This is a genomic window from Glutamicibacter sp. 363 (genome assembly GCF_052379505.1).
In the GTDB taxonomy this organism is placed as follows: Bacteria; Actinomycetota; Actinomycetes; order Actinomycetales; family Micrococcaceae; genus Glutamicibacter.
In genome coordinates this window covers 59,726-76,977 of sequence record NZ_JBQSYR010000022.1, presented here as the reverse complement: position 1 = coordinate 76,977, position 17,252 = coordinate 59,726, and the positions used below count along the sequence as shown (strand labels likewise).

Here is a 17,252-nt window from a genome sequence, read left to right as displayed (position 1 = left end):
GGGGAAGAAATCAGGGATCAACAGGTTGATCTGTGGGAACGAGTGTTCTCGCAGGAGAATCTGATGTTCGCATTGAAACGTGTTGAGCGTAATAAGGGTGCCGCTGGTGTTGACGGTCTGGGAGCGCGTGTATTGCGCGACTGGGTCGGTGAACACTGGGCTGATACTCGTAGGGCGCTTGATGCTGGCACTTATGCGCCGTTGCCGGTGCGTCAGGTGATGATTCCGAAGCCTGATGGTGGTCAACGGATGTTGGGTGTGCCGTCCGTGTTGGATCGTTTGATTCAGCAGGCTCTCGCGCAAGTTCTGTCTCCGGTGTTTGATCCGGGGTTTGTGCCGGTCTCTTATGGATTCCGGCCGGGTAAAAGCGCCCACGATGCGGTGAAGGTCGCCCAAACGGTGATCTCCCAAGGGTATCGGTGGGTTGTTGAGGTTGATCTTGATGCGTTCTTTGATCGGGTGAACCATGACGTGCTGATGTCTAGGGTTGCGCGGAAGGTGAAAGACAAGCGGGTTCTGAAGCTTGTTCGCCGTTATCTTGAAGCGGGGATCATGGCGCAGGGTGTTCGCCGGGAAACAGCGGAGGGAACCCCGCAGGGGTCGCCTTTGTCGCCGTTGCTGTCGAATATTATGCTGGATGATTTTGATCAGGAGTTCTGGTCTCGGGATCATCGCTTTGTGCGGTACGCCGATGACATCAGGATTTTTGTGAGGTCTAAGCGGGCTGCGTCGCGGGTGCTGGAGCAGGCGACGAAAGTCCTTGAACAGCGCCTGAAGCTGAAGGTCAATCGGCACAAGTCCGTGGTCAATCCAGCGAATGTTGCAACTTTGCTGGGCTTCGGATTTTACTTCGTCAGGGGCGGGGTGCAGATTCGGGTTGCTCCGAAGGCGTTCAAACGCATGAAGGATACGATTCGGAGGCTGACTTCCCGTAAGTGGAGTGTGTCGATAGACTACCGCATCGGTCAGCTGAACCGTTATGTTCGGGGTTGGATGGGCTATTTCCGGTTGTCTGCGACACCGAAGAAGTTCTCTGAGCTTGATAAGTGGTTTCGGCATCGGATGCGTCAGATCCGTTGGAAGGAATGGAAGCTTCCGAGGACTCGGGTGGCGAATCTTCGTCGTCTGGGTATCGTCAAGGATCAGGCTTACCAGTGGGGTAATAGCTCGCGTGCTTATTGGCGTGTGGCTGGTTCTCCGATTCTTCAGCGTGCCCTGCCGAATTCCTATTGGGAAGAGTTGGGTGTGTTGCTCTTTCGCCGGGCTTGGGACCGTTTTAAATGACTTGGCGAACCGCCGGATGCGGGCCCGCATGTCCGGATTCTTCTATATCTGTCAAGCCTTGCTCGGTAGCATTTCGGCGGACTCAAGGATCTTGAAGATTCGGCGAGCTAAGAACCGTTTGATGCACCGGCGGATCTCCTTGATTGTCTTGCCTTCCGCGGTACGTTTCTCAACGTAGGCCCTCGTCTCCTCGTCATGGGTCATCCGCACCAATGCAGCAGTATGCAGCGCCTTATTCAGCTTTCGGTCCCCTCTCCGATTGAGCCGGTGGCGCACCGTATTCCCCGAAGACGCAGGGATAGGATTCACTCCCGCCAAGGAGGCGAACGCGGCCTCCGAACGCACTCGGCCGGGATGCGACCAGGCCGCTACGCAGACCGCCGCGACCACCGGCCCAATACCTGTGACGTTAAGCAGTTCCTTGCCTTCGCTGAGCTTGACCAATTCAGACATTTCCGAGGAGTTCTCCTTGATGTCCGTGTCTAGTTCACCGATGCGTCGGGCCAGGCGTACCGCCTCGGCGCGGGCAACCCGTAATTCGATGGTTTCATCCCGGGTGCGCCAGCCCGCCACCTCGAGGATCTGAGCGTTGCTCAAGGGTTTGCGGGCATCGATACCCAGCAGGGTCACACGCAGAAGCGCGGTGAGTGCGTTGACGTATTTCGTGCGTTCTACGGCCAGCATGTCACGGGCTGTGACCAGTACGCGTAATGCGGCGCGGGCCCCGTCGTTCTGCCGTGGAATACGTAACTTTTCGCAGTCCACTGGTAGCGCTGCTGCGGCCATTCTCTGGGCGTCTAGTGGATCAGTTTTGCCCACGCCGCGTCCGGCTTTTGCGTAGCCGCCGGGGGCTTCGGCGACCGTGTAACCGGCGTCGGAGACGGCGCCGGTGAGGATCGCTCCGTAGGAGGCTGTTCCTTCGATCACCCATAGGGTGTTGGCATCTCCACCGGTGCGTCTGTCGACCCAGGCGATGGCTCGTTTGATGCTGGCGCTGGTGGTGGGGAAATCGCGGGTTTCGAGGTGTTCACCACTGTTGGTGATGATGGCGTAGACATGCTTTTTCGCGTGGGTGTCCACGCCGATGATGTAGGAGTATGTTTTGGCGATGCTCTGGGGGAGGATAGTCATGCGGCTCGGTGCTCTCTTCTTTTCACGGACAAGGGTTTCGGCCGTACGGCCGGTACCGGTCCGGGGAGAGGTCACCGTCGGAGCAACACTGTGATGGGTCACGCCCTGTTGGGTGGACAATCTTCTGATCAGGCTACCGGGGTGGGCCGGGTAGGTGCCGGCCGCCCACCACCGAGAGCAGACAATTCCGGACAATGACACCATACGGGTCAGTAGTGTGATGAGTCATGTTCCCGGCAGTGAGAGGCCTGGTTCCTACCTTGCCAGCTGATCCCAGACCAGCCACTACAAGACTCACAGTGGTGTGAGAGGTGGGGGCTAGACACCCCCACCTACTCGATTCCGTTCCGCTGCGGCCCCGAAGAAAATCAGCCTCCCGCCGCCTCCGCGCGAAACTCCAGCGGACTGATCGGCGGGATGGGATCGGTGGGCAACCGCGCATAATTCAACACATCGATCCGCTGGCCATCGATCAGGAACTTGCCGCGCTCGCGTCCTTCGAGAATGAACCCGCAACGCTCGGCGACTATCCTCGACGCCGGATTGTTCACGCGCAAACCCAACTCCAGTCGCTGCAAGCGGTAGCTGGAGAATAACTCCGCCGAGAGGGCGGCCAACGCCCGGCTGCTCAACCCGCGGCCCCGATGCTCCGCGTGCAGCCAATACCAGACCCAGGCGCTCAGGTTCGCCTCATCGATGATCCCGCACACCAGGCCAACGAGCGCAGAATTCTCGACGACGGCCAACGGAACCTGCCGGGCCGGGAATTCGAGCAACATGCGGACATAGGCTTCGGCCTCGGCAAGCGTACTCACCTCGCCTTGCCGGGCCATATCCGGGCTCGAAAGGAAGGCCGCGAGGACTTGCGGTGCATCCGCTAGGCGAAGCGGACGCAAAGATGCCGTCGTTTGCCCAGCGGCGCCGAGCCGCCGGCCGCTGATCTGGGACGACGCAGATTGACCGGTGCCTTGATGAAAGAGCAATTGCCAACCTTGGGCCGAATGAACCCAGAGCGAGGTGCGTTGGCTCAGGTTCTCCGGCTTGGTTCGCCACCGCAGCATCAGCAGCGAATCGCTGAGCCTGCGCACGCGCGGATCATGCACTTCGTCCCTAGTCGATTCAACGACTGGTTCATTGCACAGCTGCTCGATAATCTGCGCGCGAGAATAGCACCTGCCCGAGGCACCAACCTCTTCGAAATCTGCGTGGAGCAGCCGCAATAATGCCTGCCGATCCCGGCGGACGGCAGGCAAGAGCAGTTGCCGTTCGCCATCGATGACAACCTGTGCCAGCCGATGATCGGTAGACAAATCCTCCGGACCACTGAATTCGCTCATGCCAACGAGTAAAACACAGGCAGAAGCACAGGTTGAAGTCATGAAGTTCGCCAAAGTGAGCTGAGGCATGCTTATAATCCAAGTACTCCGCGGGAGCCCAACAGCGATTGGGCTGAGAGGGCCATGTGCCGACCGCTACACCTGATGCGGGTCATGCCGCCGTAGGAAGGAAATGCCTTCGTGCATATAGTCATTGTCGGCGCCGGAATCATCGGGCTTGCCACGGCATTCGAACTGCGCGCCCGCGGCGCCGAAATCACGCTAGTGGATCCGGCGCCTGGGCTAGGAGCCAGCCACGCCGCGGCGGGAATGCTCGCACCGACCGCCGAAACCACCTGGGGACAGGGCGCACTTCACCGCCTGATGGCCACTTCGGCCAAGGAATACCCCGCATTCATTGACCGCGTGGAACAAACCACCGGCAGCAGACCAGCGTACGTAGAAAACTCCACGCTGGTCGTCGCCGCCGAAACCGCGGATATGGACGCACTGCTTGCGCTCATGAAGCTGCAAGCCTCGCTGGGATTCAGCGCCGAGCGGCTGCTGGGCAGCGCGGCACGCAAACTCGAGCCGGCGCTTGCCACCGGCATCGCCGGCGCCATCCGCTGCGCCGAAGACCAGCAACTGGACCCGCGGTCCCTGCTGCGCATCCTGATCGATGAGCTTGACCGGTCGATCGTGCGCGAAACGGCGGTGCGGCTGCTGCGCCAGGGATCACGGACCAGTGGAGTGCTTACCTCAACTGGCCAAGAAATCCATGGCGATCAGGTACTGCTTGCCAACGGGTTGGGCGCGCTAGCAGGTGCGCCGGCTCTGCCATTGCGCCCGGTCTACGGAGACATCCTCAGGCTCCAAGGACCGGTGGGCGCGCCGCTGATCAAGCACACCGTGCGCGGAATCGTGCATCGGCAGCCGGTCTACCTGGTGCCACGCACCGATGGAAGCCTCGTGCTGGGCGCGTCGAGCCGCGAGGACGGCCAAGAGCAGGTGAACGTGGGAGAAATGCACGCCCTGCTGGACAATGCGCGCAGGCTCGTGCCGGGCATCGTCGACACCACCTTGAACGAGGCGATCGTGCGGGCCAGACCGGCGACACCCGATGATCGGCCGCTGCTCGGACGCGTAGATGAGGGACTGGTGGTTTCCACCGGTTATTCGCGCCACGGGGTGCTGCTTACCCCGCTCGGCGCACGGCTGGGGACCGAGCTGCTGCTCGGGAACCCGGCAGATGCACAACAGCTGACCAGCGTTTCACTCGATAGGTTTGGCGCGCAACTCGCCAACAGCACACCATTTTAGGAGCCAGAGAAGATGCAACAGATCGAATTTATCCTCAACACCGAGGCGGCCACCGTGCCGGCGGGAAGCACCGTGCGCGAGCTGCTCGCGGCGCACTTGGGAAAGAGCATCGGAACGGACGGACGGGCCAGCGACGGGTCGCGTTTAGGCGTTGCGGTGGCGGTGGACTCGGCAGTTGTCCCGCGCAGTGGCTGGAATGACTTCGAGCTGAAGCCCGGCCACCGGGTTGAACTCGTCACCGCGGCTCAGGGAGGCTGAAGATGGAAGAGCTAACTCTTGACACCGATGGCTTCGAGGTCGCCGGGGAACGCTTCGACTCCCGGCTGATTCTCGGCACCGGCGGGGCGACCTCGATGCATACCCTCGAGCAGGCCCTGCATGTTTCGGGCACCGCGCTGACCACCGTCGCCATTCGCCATTTCGCCGCGGCCGGTTCCGGATCGGTGTACGAGCTTCTGGCGCGCAACGGGGTGCGCCCGCTGCCCAATACCGCCGGATGCTTCACCGCGCGAGATGCGGTGCTCACCGCCCAGCTGGCGCGCGAAGCGTTGGAAACCGACTGGATCAAGCTCGAGGTGATCGCCGATGAGCATACGCTGCTGCCGGATCCCATCGAATTGTTCGCCGCGGCCGAAGAACTCGTCGCCGACGGTTTTAAGGTGTTCGCCTACACCAACGATGATCCGGCCCTGGCCATGCGGCTCGAACAGCTCGGCGTGGCAGCGGTCATGCCGGCCGGATCCCCGATCGGCTCCGGAATGGGGATCCTGAATCCGCACAACATCTCAACGATTACCGCACGCGCCGGGATTCCGGTGATCCTGGACGCCGGGGTGGGGACCGCCTCGGATGCGGCCAAGGCGATGGAGCTCGGCTGCGATGCGGTGCTGCTCGCCAGTGCGGTGACCCGAGCGCAAAACGCGCCCTTGATGGCCGCCGCGATGCGCGACGCGGTCCGGGCCGGGCGCGCGGCGTTCCTTGCCGGGCGTATTCCGCAACGCGATCTCGCGCTGGCCTCATCTCCGACAGCGGGAATGATGCAAAGACTCGTTGGAGAATTCTGATGTCTACCAAGCCGATGCCGCCGCGCAGCCGTGCACAACTCGCCCGGTACACCCGCCATCTGTCCCTGCCCGGGGTGGGTGTGGAAGGCCAAGAGCGTATCGCGAACGCGAAGGTACTGATCGTGGGCGCTGGGGGATTGGGCAGCCCTATCGCCAGCTACCTGATCGCGGCCGGCGTCGGAGAGCTGAGCGTGATCGATCCGGACACCGTCGAACTCTCGAATCTGCAACGCCAGACCGTGCACCGTGAAACGGACCAGGGCCAGCTTAAGGTTGAATCGGTGCGGCGCCTGGCGGAAGAACTGAACAGCGAAGTTTCTGTGCGGCTCTACGCACAGCGACTGGATCCTGGCAACGCGTTGGAACTTTTTGCCGAACACGATGTGGTGATTGACGGCAGCGACAATTTCGCCACCCGGTACCTGTCAAACGATGCCGCGGAGTTGACCCAGACGCCGCTGGTCTGGGGCACCATCTTCCAATTCTCCGGTCAGGTCTCGGTGTTCGACCCCCGAGTGGGCCCAATGCTCAGGGATATTTTTCCCGACCTCCCGGAAGCGGATTCGGTCCCTTCCTGTGCCGAGGGAGGAGTCTTCGGGGCCCTTTGCGGAGTCATCGGTTCGCTGATGGCCACCGAGGCGCTGAAGCTGATCACCGGCGTCGGAGAACCTTTGAGCGGAAAGCTCTGGCTCTACGACGCGTTGGAGGCAAGCGTTCGCATCTTGACGTTTGCACGAGATCCGGAGCGTGCTCCGGTCACCGGGCTCGGTGAATATACCGTGGCGTCCTGTGCGGTTGCAGGCTCCGCCCAGGAGCTGAACGCAAGTGAATTTGAACTGCTTCGGGCCGCCCGGGAAGTCCTGGTGGTAGATGTTCGCCAGGGGTGGGAACGCGAGCTTGCGGTCATTCCCGGCAGTGTCCACTTCCCGCTGGAAAGACTTGCCAACGAAGGCTGGCGGGAGCTTCAGAGCTTCCCCGCAACCGAGCTGGTTTTCGTGTGCAAAACCGGTGTTCGCTCGCTGCGCGCCGCCACGGAATTGAACCAGTCGCTCCCCGAAGGCAGCGCCCGGGTGCGGAGTTTGCGCGGGGGAACGCTTGGGTGGCTTGCGGAAATCCGCGATGAAATAGTGACTTACTAGCCGGTGCTGACATACTGAGGTTATGCAGCGTTCCACGAAACTAGTGATCAGAGAGCTTGTTCCGGATGATGAAAGGCAGGCTATCGCCGCTCATCACGACTTGCTGGACGATGACTTTGATTTTCTTCCGACGTGGTCCGCACGCCAAAACTGGGAGGCGTACATCGAGCGCATGGCCGAGGGGCGCAGCGGCGAGTTCGTCCCCGAGGGATGGGTGCGCAGCGGACTGTTCGTTGCCGAACTGGACGGACAACTCGTTGGCCGTGTTTCGGTGAGGTACGAACTCAACGATTATCTCAGCGAAGTCGGCGGACACCTGGGCTATGGTGTAGTCCCGAAATTTCGCAGACAGGGAATCGCCACCCAACTGTGCAGATTCGCCCTCGCCGAGCTGGGATCCCACGGTGTCGACTCGGCTTTGGTAACCTGTGATAAGCAGAACGCCGCCTCGCGCGCAACGATTATCGCGTGCGGCGGCCAAATAGATCAAAACCGTCCCTCGGTTGAAGAAAACGGCGGAAATACGAAGCTCCGCTATTGGATTTCAACACGCGGCTAGATCCCGTTAATCAAGTAATTTCTGTATGTTGCGCCACAGATAAACAACGCAATTGCCTCGAGCGCGTAAAATAGTATGTTGGGTCGCCTGTGGCCCCGCCTCCGAGACCCTAAATTCTCTACACGAAGTGAGCCTTCCCGTATGTCAGATACAACTCTCATCCGTCGCGACGACCTGCGCAACGTAGCAATCGTTGCTCACGTTGACCACGGCAAGACCACCTTGGTCAACGCAATGCTCCAGCAGACTGGTGCATTCGACAGCCACGGTGAAACCGAAGATCGCGTGATGGACTCCGGCGAGTTGGAACGCGAGAAGGGCATCACCATTCTTGCTAAGAACACCACGGTGTTCTACAGCGGTCCGGCCGCCGAGGGCAAGAACATGACCATGAACATCATCGACACCCCGGGTCACGCTGACTTCGGTGGCGAGGTCGAGCGCGGCCTTTCCATGGTCGATGGCGTGGTTCTGCTGGTTGACGCTTCCGAAGGTCCACTGCCACAGACCCGTTTCGTGCTTCGCAAGGCCTTGAGCGCCAACCTTCCGGTGATCATCGTCGTGAACAAGACCGACCGCCCGGACTCGCGCATCGAAGGCGTCATCTCCGACTCCATGGATCTGCTGCTGGGTCTGGCCTCGGACTTGGCCGATGAAGCTCCAGATCTGGATCTGGACGCGATCTTGAACGTTCCTGTCGTCTTCGCTTCGGGCAAGGCCGGCTACGCGTCGAAGAACCAGCCAGAAGACGGCACCCTGCCAGACAATGAGGACCTCGAGCCATTGTTCGAGACCATCATCAAGCACGTGCCGGCCCCGACCTACAACGAGGGCGAAGTTCTCCAGGCGCACGTCACCAACCTTGACGCCTCGCCATTCCTTGGCCGTCTTGCCTTGCTGCGTATCTTCAACGGCACCCTGCGCAAAGGCCAGGTCGTCGCCTGGGCCCGCCAGGATGGCACCATGAAGCAGGTCAAGATCACCGAGCTGCTGGCCACCAAGGGCCTGGCCCGCGTTCCGGCCGAAGAAGCCGGTCCGGGCGAGATCGTTGCAGTCGCCGGTATCGAGGACATCATGATCGGTGAAACCCTCACCGACCTTGAGAACCCAAAGCCATTGCCGCTGATCACCGTTGATCCACCGGCCATCTCGATGACCATCGGTATCAACACCTCGCCGCTGGCCGGCAAGGTGAAGGGTGCCAAGGTGACCGCGCGCCAGGTCAAGGACCGCCTGGACAAGGAACTGATCGGTAACGTTTCGTTGAGCGTACTGCCAACCGAGCGTCCGGATGCTTGGGAAGTTCAGGGCCGTGGCGAATTGGCACTGGCAATCCTCGTCGAGCAGATGCGCCGCGAAGGCTTCGAACTGACCGTTGGCAAGCCACAGGTTGTCACCAAGATGATCGACGGCAAGGTCAACGAGCCAATGGAACACATGACCATTGACGTGCCAGAGGAGTACCTCGGCGCAATCACCCAGCTGATGGCTTCGCGCAAGGGCCGGATGACCAACATGGCCAACCACGGCACCGGCTGGGTCCGCATGGAATTCATGGTTCCAGCCCGTGGCCTGATCGGCTTCCGTACGCGCTTCATGACCGAAACCCGCGGCGCCGGCATTGCCGCCTCGTTGGCTGAAGGCTACGAGCCATGGGCCGGTCCGATCGAGTACCGCATCAACGGTTCGATCGTGGCTGACCGCGCTGGCGTGGTCACTCCGTTCGCGATGATCAACCTGCAGGAACGCATGAACTTCTTCGTGCGTCCAACCGAAGAGGTCTACGAGGGCATGATCGTTGGCGAGAACTCGCGCGCCGATGACATGGACGTGAACATCACCAAGGAAAAGAAGCTCACCAACATGCGTGCGGCTTCCTCGGACTCCTTCGAGAACCTGACCCCACCGCGTAACCTGACTCTCGAAGAGTCGCTGGAATTCGCTCGCGAAGACGAGTGCGTTGAGGTGACCCCGGAAGCGATCCGCATCCGCAAGGTGCTGCTGAACGCAAACGACCGTGCCAAGGCAACGCGTGCACGAGCAAAGAGCTAACCAGCCGCTCACCGTCGGCGGCAACCCGGGCGCGCTGCTGCGTGGCCTGGTTGCCGCCGTGGTTGCAGGTTTACTCGGTACGGCAATCCACGCTTCGCTGAGCTACGCGGGCGATATCCCGCTGGTCTGGGGAGTGCTGCTGGCTTGGCTGCTGCTGGGGCTGCTCGTTTACTGGTCTGTGATTGCCTCGGGCAAGCTCTGGGCCGGGGCGGTCGGCTTCATCGGCTGCTACCTGGTCGTCGGCTCGATTTCCTATTTCGGAAACGACACGCTGATCTTGCCGTTGCAGTACCTTCAGTACCTGCCAGGTCCGACCATCGCGTCCCTGTTGTGGATGTATGGGATGATCGTGCCCGCCGTGATCGCGTTAACCGCTGCACTGCGAGTGCTTCGCAAACGCCAGCGTTAAGCCAAAAAATCCCCAGCCAATGGCTGGGGATTTTTTTGCGCAAAAACTACTTATTGCCGGTCACATCGAGGTGGTGGGCCAGGAACAACGAGGTGGCAACGCCGTCAACCTCCGGTTCGCGCATCGCATAGTCTTCGATAACCGCGCGAATGCGGCCCATCATTTCCTTCTGCGTAGCCTCGGATAATTTCAACCCCACGCGGATGACCTGAATTTCCTCGGGCTCCAGCCCGTTGATTTCCTGCAAGAACGTGTCCACAAGCAGGGGAGCGGCATCGGGGATGCGGGTACCCCACGATTGGCGGGTGCTGCGATAGGGGACTTCCTTCGCCCCCCGGTTTCCCCGGCGAGGTTCCTCTGCGCTGAGAAAACCGCTGCTCACCAGCGTGCGTACGTGATGCAACGAGGTAGCCGGGTTCAACTCGAGAATGTCAGCTATTTCCTTGTTGGTGCGAGGCTCATGCAGGCATAGGCGCAGAATTCTAAGCCGCAACGGCGAGCTCAATGCTCGAGCGCGGGCTTGGACATGTTCGTCGGACGGCATATGGCCAGCATACGCGAAATTGGCCCAGTGATTGGTATCTTCAAATCACATGTCGCGAAACCAGCGGTCTGCGGGCGGCGGCGCAACCGCGCAAGGAGTTCCGCGGGGCTCCGTGGAACCTCTGCGGGCCTGTCAACGCGCGGGCTCGCGCGGAGGGGTTACTTCAGGGTTGGCGGACGAGATCGGCGTACCGGTGGCGGCGGAACGCGTTTGGCATGGGTGATATTTTCACGCTCCACCTCGACCGGGCCGCGCCGAGTGCTGATGCGGATCTTGTCCGCATTCACCTCGATGACCTCCCCAAGTACGTCGCTGCTGGCGCGGTTGCCTGTGGCGACAGATGACTCGGTAAGTCGGTAGCGGACCACAATGCGGTCACCGGGAGTAAGATCTTCAAATTTGAGCATATTTTCCGTCATGTAATTGTAAGAAGAATTCACTTTCGCAGTCGCGCAACGAAATGTGAATGGTCGATTACGTCACAGGATGAGTGTGCGAGATCCCTTGCATGGGTATCAGGACTAGACTGTAGCTAGAGCTTACTTGCGGATTCAACGAGCAGTCGTTAAATCCGTGAAACCGAAGTGAAATCTTAAAATTGCGCTAAGAAAGGTCTCAGCACCCGTGACTTACATCATCGCCCAGCCGTGCGTCGACGTTAAAGACAAGGCGTGTGTCGAAGAGTGCCCGGTAGATTGCATTTACGAAGGCGAACGCTCGCTGTACATTCATCCCGATGAGTGCGTCGACTGTGGTGCTTGTGAACCGGTGTGCCCCGTCGAGGCCATCTACTACGAGGACGATGTTCCGGACGAGTGGGCCGACTATTACAAGGCCAATGTCGAGTTTTTCGACGAACTTGGTTCACCCGGTGGCGCCGCTAAGATTGGAAACACAGGAAATGATCACTCGTTGATCAGTGTCCTGCCTCTGCAAAACCAAGGCTAGGTTCCCCCTTTTATGCTTGAGCTCCCCGATTACCCCTGGAACCAGCTCGCACCCTACCGCGAGTTGGCTGCCGAACATCCAGGTGGTGTTGTCGATCTTTCCATCGGCACACCTGTCGATGACACACCACAGGTAATCCAGCAGGCTCTGGCAGAAGCCGCAAATTCCCATGGATACCCGACCACCCACGGAACGCCCGCGGTGCGTCAGGCAATCGTCGACTGGTATGCCCGACGGCGCAACGTCACCGGGCTCGGTATTGACGATGTCATGCCCACCGTTGGTTCCAAAGAGCTGGTGGCCTGGCTCCCGCTCTTGCTCGGCATGGGTGCCGAGGACATCTTGGTGCGTCCGAAGATTGCTTACCCCACTTACGATATCGGTGCTCGCTTGGTTGGAGCCACGGCCATCGCCGCGGACGATTTGAGCGAACTGACCGAGGCGGAACGCGCTCGCGTGAAGCTGGTCTGGGTCAATTCTCCCGGTAACCCCACCGGCAAGGTCCGCGACGTGGAATCGCTGCGCCAATTGGTCGCCGAGGCGCGCGAACTCGGTGCGGTCGTGGCCTCCGACGAATGCTACGCCGAGCTTGGCTGGGATGAGTTCGACGGTCAGGTGCCCAGTGTTCTGGACCCGCGGGTCAACGGTGGAAACCTGGATAATTTACTCTCGCTGTACTCGCTGTCCAAGCAATCGAACCTCGCTGGATACCGGGCCGCATTCGTTGCCGGTGCCCCGAATTTGATGCCCGCGTTGGTCAACAGCCGCAAACATGCCGGCATGATCGTCCCGGGTCCCATTCAGCACGCAATGGTCATCGCCCTGGGTGATGACGCGCATGTGGCCGCGCAGCGTGAACTGTATCGGGCGCGCCGCGAAGCGTTGCGCCCAGCTCTTGAAAACTTCGGGTTGACCATCGAGGATTCGGTGGCCGGACTCTACCTCTGGTGCACCGAGGGCCGCTCCAGCTGGCAGACGCTGCAGCGCCTGGCGGAGCTTGGAATCGTCGCCGGCCCAGGTGCCTTTTACGGAACTGCCGGGCAGTCGCACGTACGTGTGGCGCTGACCGGTTCCGACGAACGGATCGCCACGGCCGTTGAGCGGTTGAATTCATCCGCCGCCCGGTGAAGATGACAGTCTAATTAGCATGAACGGGTCAGTTAGCGGTATGTTCTACCGTGACGACTGACCTTTCGGAACTAAAGCCTTTCCGGTTAGGAGATGCAATGACAGATACTAAATCTGCACAGCTACATTTTGGTGAATCCAGCCTAGAGCTACCGGTTATCCCGGCTGCCGAGGGCAATGATGGTTTTAACGTAGCGCCACTATTGAAGACCACCGGGAACGTAACCTACGATCCCGGCTTCATGAATACCGCGGCCACTAAGTCCGCGATCACCTACATCGACGGCGACGCAGGCATCCTGCGCTACCGCGGTTACCCAATCGAGCAGCTGGCACAGCACTCGAGCTTCACCGAGGTCAGCTACCTGCTGATCAACGGCGAACTGCCTTCGGCGACCGAGCTGGAAACCTTCGATGGTTCCCTGCGCCGCCACACCCTGCTGCACGAAGAGCTCAAGGGCTTCTTCGGCGGCTTCCCCCGCGATGCACACCCCATGCCGGTGCTGTCCTCGGCCGTTTCGGCCCTGTCGACCTGGTACCAGGATTCGCTGGATCCAACCGACGACGTGCAGGTCGAGCGTTCGACCCTGCGCCTGCTGGCAAAGCTGCCGGTACTTGCCGCCTATGCGCACAAGAAGTCCATCGGCCAGGCACTGCTGTACCCGGATAACTCGATGAACATGGTCGAGAACTTCCTGCGCCTGTGCTTCGGTACCGCCGCCGAGCCTTACGAGCTGGACCCAGATGTGGTCAAGGCCCTCGACCTGCTGCTGATCCTGCACGCAGACCACGAGCAGAACTGCTCGACGTCCACCGTGCGCCTGGTCGGCTCCTCGGATGCGAACATGTTCGCCTCGGTCTCCGCAGGCATCCATGCCCTGTCGGGCCCAGCACATGGTGGCGCCAACGAGGCAGTGCTCAAGATGCTGCGCGAGATCCAGTCTTCGGGCATAACTCCTGAGGCCTTCATGGAGAAGGTGAAGAACAAGGAAGACGGCGTACGCCTGATGGGCTTCGGCCACCGCGTGTACAAGAACTACGATCCACGTGCACGCATCATCAAGCAGACCGCACACGATCTGCTGGCCAAGCAGGGCAATAACCAGCTGCTTGACATCGCGATGAAACTGGAAGAAACGGCGCTGAACGATGAATACTTCATCTCACGCAAGCTCTACCCGAACGTGGACTTCTACACCGGCCTGATCTACACCGCGATGGGCTTCCCGGAGAAGATGTTCACCGTGCTCTTCGCCATCGGCCGCCTGCCGGGCTGGATCGCCCAGTGGCGCGAACTGATCAAGGACCCAGAGACCAAGATCGGCCGTCCACGCCAGTTGTACATGGGTGAGACCGAGCGCAACTACCCGGGCGTCTAAACCGCGGATAGACGATTGAGTCTTGGCGAAACGGCCGGGCAAGCACGAAAGTGTTTGCCCGGCCGTTCCCTGTTTTAACGCGGAATTTCGGCGTATCCTAGGGTTCTAGGGCGCAATGATGCGTGGAAAAGTCAGGTGGTGCGCGTGTATTTTCGTCGTGGCAATAATTGGACTTTGGCCATAAATACAAATCCGAGCATGGTGTTGGCACTTTACCTACGCGAGTTGGGCGGGCTGGACCCGACCGAGGTGGGACCGAACTCCGGACTTGCGCCTGGCATCAAGGCACGCGGCAATCGGCAGGTGGCGGCCGGGCAAATCAAGCAGGAATGGTCCTCCTGGTGGGATTCGCTCATTTCCCGGGATCCAACAAGCGACGCCGAAGGCACCGTGGATCTGCTGGCGGACCTAGGCGCCGGCTGCTATCCAGAACTAGCGAAGCTGGCCAGCGCGCACTACGGGCAGGCCACCTTGTACGCTCAGCAGCACCGTGCGAAATTCAGCGAGCAGTCCAAAGACTATATTCCGCAGCGCATGGACGAGGTCGAACGGATTCTCATCGACCACGGGGTAGAACATGCCCAAGAGGTGGAAGAAATGCAGATTCAGGTCATCGACGTGCCGCTCACCGAGCCGCGGGCCTGGCTGATCGGCGGCGCGACGATCGTCGCGAGCACCTCGCTGTTGCGTGACGGGCGGGCCTTTCACGGTTACATCCAACCCATGGTGACCATCATCTTCCCCTGAGCACTGCACGGATAAAGGTCGAGGGACGCACCAGCCGGTGCGTCCCTCGACCTTTTGCATTGGGAGAACTAGTTGGCGTGCAACGCGCTGTTCAGCTCGACCTGCTGTCCGGCGCGGGCCAGTGCCTCCACGGCGCCGCTGACCGAATTGCGGCGGAAGAGCAGGTTCGGGACACCGGAGAGCTCCAGGGCCTTGACCGACTTCGCACCGAGCTGCACCCGGGTGCCAGCGGTAACGTAAAGCCCTGCTTCGACCACGCAGTCATCTCCGATGGAGATGCCCACCCCCGCATTGGCTCCCAGCAGGACGCGCTCGCCAATGGTGATGCGTTCCTTGCCGCCGCCGGAGAGCGTGCCCATGATCGAGGCGCCGCCGCCGACATCGGAGCCGTCGCCGACAACCACGGAGGCCGAGATGCGCCCTTCGACCATCGAAGCGCCCAGGGTGCCGGCATTGAAGTTCACGAAGCCCTCGTGCATCACCGTGGTGCCTTCGGCCAGGTGCGCGCCGAGGCGGACACGGTCCGCATCGGCGATCCGCACGCCGGTGGGCAACACGTAGTCGACCATGCGCGGGAACTTGTCGACGCCGAAGACATCGACGTTGCCGCGGGCACGCAGTTTCAGTCGGGTCATTTCGAATCCCGCCACCTGGCAAGGGCCGAAGTTGGTCCACACCACGTTGGCCAGGTGTCCGAACACGCCGTCGAGGTTGATCGAGTTCGGGGTGACCAGGCGGTGCGAAAGCAGGTGCAGGCGCAGCCACACATCGGCGGTGTCGGCAGGCGCCACATCGAGGTCGATGGTCAGCGAAATGACCTTCTGCGTGGTGCCACGCTGGGCGTCGTCGAGTGCGGCGGCGGAAAGTTCGCCGGAAAGTTCTGGAGCCTCGGCGAGCACACCGAGAACGGGGGCCGGGTACCAGACGTCAAGTACGGTGCCATCGGTCGCGATGGTGGCCAAACCATGACCGGAGGCCAAACGTACTGAGGAGTCAAAAGAAGTTGCTGCAGGTTCAAAAGTCATTCTCTGATCGTAGCGTTTGCACTGCGAGTAATGTTGATAAATGACAGCGGTATGAACTCAAAAAGTGTAGAACGATGGGTATTGTGAACGAATTAGACCTTCGAGAAGACGTCGCCAGCTTGACCGAACGGATCATGAATATCGAATCCGTCTCCGGAAACGAAAAGGCGTTGGCAGATGCGGTCCATCAAGCGTTGTTGGCGCTGGAGCACCTGGAGGTGCATCGGGACGGGGACTCCATCGTGGCGCGCACTCGGCTCGGTCGCGAGCGACGGGTGGTGCTGGCCGGGCACCTGGATACGGTGCCGTTGCCGCATACCCAAGGAGCGCGCGGCACGGTGCCGGCCACGGTGGTCGACGGGGTGCTCTACGGCCGCGGGGCGACGGATATGAAAGGCGGGGTCGCGGTCCAGCTGGCTCTGGCCGCCGAACTGACCGATCCACGCTATGACGTCACCTACATCTTCTACGACCACGAAGAGGTCGCCGCGGCGAAATCCGGATTGGGACGTCTGGCCCGGAATGCGCCAGAGCTGCTGACCGCCGACTTTGCGATTCTGCTTGAACCGACCAACGGCACGGTGGAGGGCGGCTGCAATGGCACAAGCCGTTTCCTGGTGCGAACCACCGGCGCCGCGGCGCATTCGGCTCGCGCCTGGATGGGGGAGAACGCCATCCACAAGGCCGCTCCGATCCTGGCACGCTTGGCAGCCTACGAGCCGCAGACCGTCGATGTCGAAGGCCTGGCCTACCGGGAATCGATGAACGCGGTACGGATCTCCGGTGGCATCGCCGGGAACGTGATTCCGGATTATTGCGAGGTGGAGGTCAACTACCGCTTCGCCCCGGATAAGGACCTGGCCCAGGCCGAAGCGGCCGTGCGCTCGCTGTTCGAGGGATTTGAGGTCGAACGCACCGATGGTGCCGAAGGCGCCCGCCCGGGCCTGGACCAAGCCATTGCGGCCTCGCTGGTCGAGATCCTCGGGCAGGAGCCCAAGCCGAAATACGGTTGGACCGATGTGTCGCGTTTTTCTGCGCTGGGAATCTCGGCGGTGAACTTTGGCCCGGGCGACGCCTTGCTGGCCCACACCGATGGCGAGCATGTCACGCAGCAGGCGATCCGCGATTGCCGCAACACCCTGCGTGCCTGGTTGAGCGAAACCAAATAGTAGCCGGACCCTTGGACCCGGGGGTTAAAACAGCAGTT

General features: G+C 60.9%; 18 protein-coding genes and 1 riboswitch. Of the genes, 13 read left to right on the top strand and 5 right to left on the bottom strand.

The window, feature by feature from the left end; all coding sequences use genetic code 11:
* Positions 1 to 1,284 (top strand): group II intron reverse transcriptase/maturase (ltrA, locus tag ACT3UA_RS13990; RefSeq protein WP_444616994.1); only part of this gene is annotated, 1,284 nt, incomplete at its 5' end.
* Between the two features lie 51 nt (positions 1,285 to 1,335).
* Here ltrA and ACT3UA_RS13985 read toward each other — a convergent pair.
* A complete protein-coding gene (locus ACT3UA_RS13985; RefSeq protein WP_096284510.1) occupies positions 1,336 to 2,415 on the bottom strand; it encodes an IS110 family transposase in 1,080 nt (359 codons plus the stop codon).
* A 368-nt stretch (positions 2,416 to 2,783) separates the two neighbouring features.
* Complete coding sequence (locus ACT3UA_RS13980; protein ID WP_217990351.1) at positions 2,784 to 3,752, bottom strand: GNAT family N-acetyltransferase; 969 nt, start codon at positions 3,750 to 3,752, stop codon at positions 2,784 to 2,786.
* 79 nt (positions 3,753 to 3,831) lie between these two features.
* Positions 3,832 to 3,937: riboswitch (TPP riboswitch) on the top strand.
* Between ACT3UA_RS13980 and thiO the strand changes: the two genes are divergently transcribed.
* From thiO to ACT3UA_RS13945, 7 genes are all read left to right on the top strand, one after another.
* Positions 3,933 to 5,051 (top strand): glycine oxidase ThiO, encoded by a 1,119-nt coding sequence (thiO, locus tag ACT3UA_RS13975; RefSeq protein ID WP_096284512.1) that lies wholly within the window; start codon positions 3,933 to 3,935, stop codon positions 5,049 to 5,051. (Overlaps the previous riboswitch by 5 nt.)
* A 12-nt stretch (positions 5,052 to 5,063) precedes the next feature.
* Positions 5,064 to 5,309, top strand: coding sequence for a sulfur carrier protein ThiS (thiS, locus tag ACT3UA_RS13970; protein ID WP_096284514.1), 246 nt, complete (start codon positions 5,064 to 5,066; stop codon positions 5,307 to 5,309).
* A gap of 2 nt (positions 5,310 to 5,311) precedes the next feature.
* Positions 5,312 to 6,115, top strand: a complete 804-nt coding sequence (locus tag ACT3UA_RS13965; RefSeq protein ID WP_096284517.1) for a thiazole synthase — start codon at positions 5,312 to 5,314, stop codon at positions 6,113 to 6,115.
* Positions 6,115 to 7,254 carry a ThiF family adenylyltransferase gene (locus ACT3UA_RS13960; protein ID WP_096284519.1) on the top strand — a complete coding sequence of 380 codons (1,140 nt, stop codon included), beginning with the start codon at positions 6,115 to 6,117 and terminating at the stop codon, positions 7,252 to 7,254. The genes ACT3UA_RS13965 and ACT3UA_RS13960 overlap by 1 nt, the downstream gene beginning before the upstream one ends.
* A gap of 22 nt (positions 7,255 to 7,276) precedes the next feature.
* Positions 7,277 to 7,813: a GNAT family N-acetyltransferase gene (locus ACT3UA_RS13955; RefSeq protein ID WP_096284521.1), complete on the top strand. Its 537-nt coding sequence runs from the start codon at positions 7,277 to 7,279 to the stop codon at positions 7,811 to 7,813.
* Positions 7,814 to 7,954: 141 nt separating this feature from the next.
* Positions 7,955 to 9,865, top strand: coding sequence for a translational GTPase TypA (typA, locus tag ACT3UA_RS13950; protein ID WP_096284523.1), 1,911 nt, complete (start codon positions 7,955 to 7,957; stop codon positions 9,863 to 9,865).
* Complete coding sequence (locus tag ACT3UA_RS13945) at positions 9,846 to 10,274, top strand: hypothetical protein (RefSeq protein ID WP_096284526.1); 429 nt, start codon at positions 9,846 to 9,848, stop codon at positions 10,272 to 10,274. The genes typA and ACT3UA_RS13945 overlap by 20 nt, the downstream gene beginning before the upstream one ends.
* Before the next feature lie 46 nt (positions 10,275 to 10,320).
* Here the strand turns inward: ACT3UA_RS13945 and ACT3UA_RS13940 are convergent, their stop codons facing one another.
* Together ACT3UA_RS13940 and ACT3UA_RS13935 are read right to left on the bottom strand one after the other, a co-directional pair.
* Positions 10,321 to 10,818, bottom strand: coding sequence for a helix-turn-helix domain-containing protein (locus ACT3UA_RS13940; protein ID WP_096284528.1), 498 nt, complete (start codon positions 10,816 to 10,818; stop codon positions 10,321 to 10,323).
* 158 nt (positions 10,819 to 10,976) lie between these two features.
* Positions 10,977 to 11,258: a putative acetyltransferase gene (locus ACT3UA_RS13935; RefSeq protein ID WP_176484111.1), complete on the bottom strand. Its 282-nt coding sequence runs from the start codon at positions 11,256 to 11,258 to the stop codon at positions 10,977 to 10,979.
* A 184-nt stretch (positions 11,259 to 11,442) separates the two neighbouring features.
* Between ACT3UA_RS13935 and fdxA the strand changes: the two genes are divergently transcribed.
* The 4 genes from fdxA (at position 11,443) to ACT3UA_RS13915 (ending at position 15,020) form a co-directional block, all read left to right on the top strand.
* Entirely contained in the window at positions 11,443 to 11,766 is a 324-nt protein-coding gene (gene fdxA, locus ACT3UA_RS13930; protein WP_096284532.1) for a ferredoxin, read from the top strand.
* 12 nt (positions 11,767 to 11,778) lie between these two features.
* Entirely contained in the window at positions 11,779 to 12,894 is a 1,116-nt protein-coding gene (gene dapC, locus ACT3UA_RS13925; RefSeq protein WP_096284534.1) for a succinyldiaminopimelate transaminase, read from the top strand.
* A 98-nt stretch (positions 12,895 to 12,992) separates the two neighbouring features.
* A complete protein-coding gene (locus tag ACT3UA_RS13920; protein WP_096284536.1) occupies positions 12,993 to 14,273 on the top strand; it encodes a citrate synthase in 1,281 nt (426 codons plus the stop codon).
* 198 nt (positions 14,274 to 14,471) lie between these two features.
* Entirely contained in the window at positions 14,472 to 15,020 is a 549-nt protein-coding gene (locus ACT3UA_RS13915) for a hypothetical protein (RefSeq protein ID WP_096284538.1), read from the top strand.
* Positions 15,021 to 15,088: 68 nt separating this feature from the next.
* On the opposite strand, the gene dapD is transcribed toward ACT3UA_RS13915, so the two are convergent.
* Positions 15,089 to 16,045 (bottom strand): 2,3,4,5-tetrahydropyridine-2,6-dicarboxylate N-succinyltransferase, encoded by a 957-nt coding sequence (dapD, locus tag ACT3UA_RS13910; protein WP_096284540.1) that lies wholly within the window; start codon positions 16,043 to 16,045, stop codon positions 15,089 to 15,091.
* A gap of 74 nt (positions 16,046 to 16,119) precedes the next feature.
* Here dapD and dapE point away from each other — a divergent pair, with 74 nt between their 5' ends.
* Complete coding sequence (gene dapE / locus ACT3UA_RS13905; protein WP_096284542.1) at positions 16,120 to 17,214, top strand: succinyl-diaminopimelate desuccinylase; 1,095 nt, start codon at positions 16,120 to 16,122, stop codon at positions 17,212 to 17,214.
* The last annotated feature ends 38 nt before the right edge of the window (positions 17,215 to 17,252 follow it).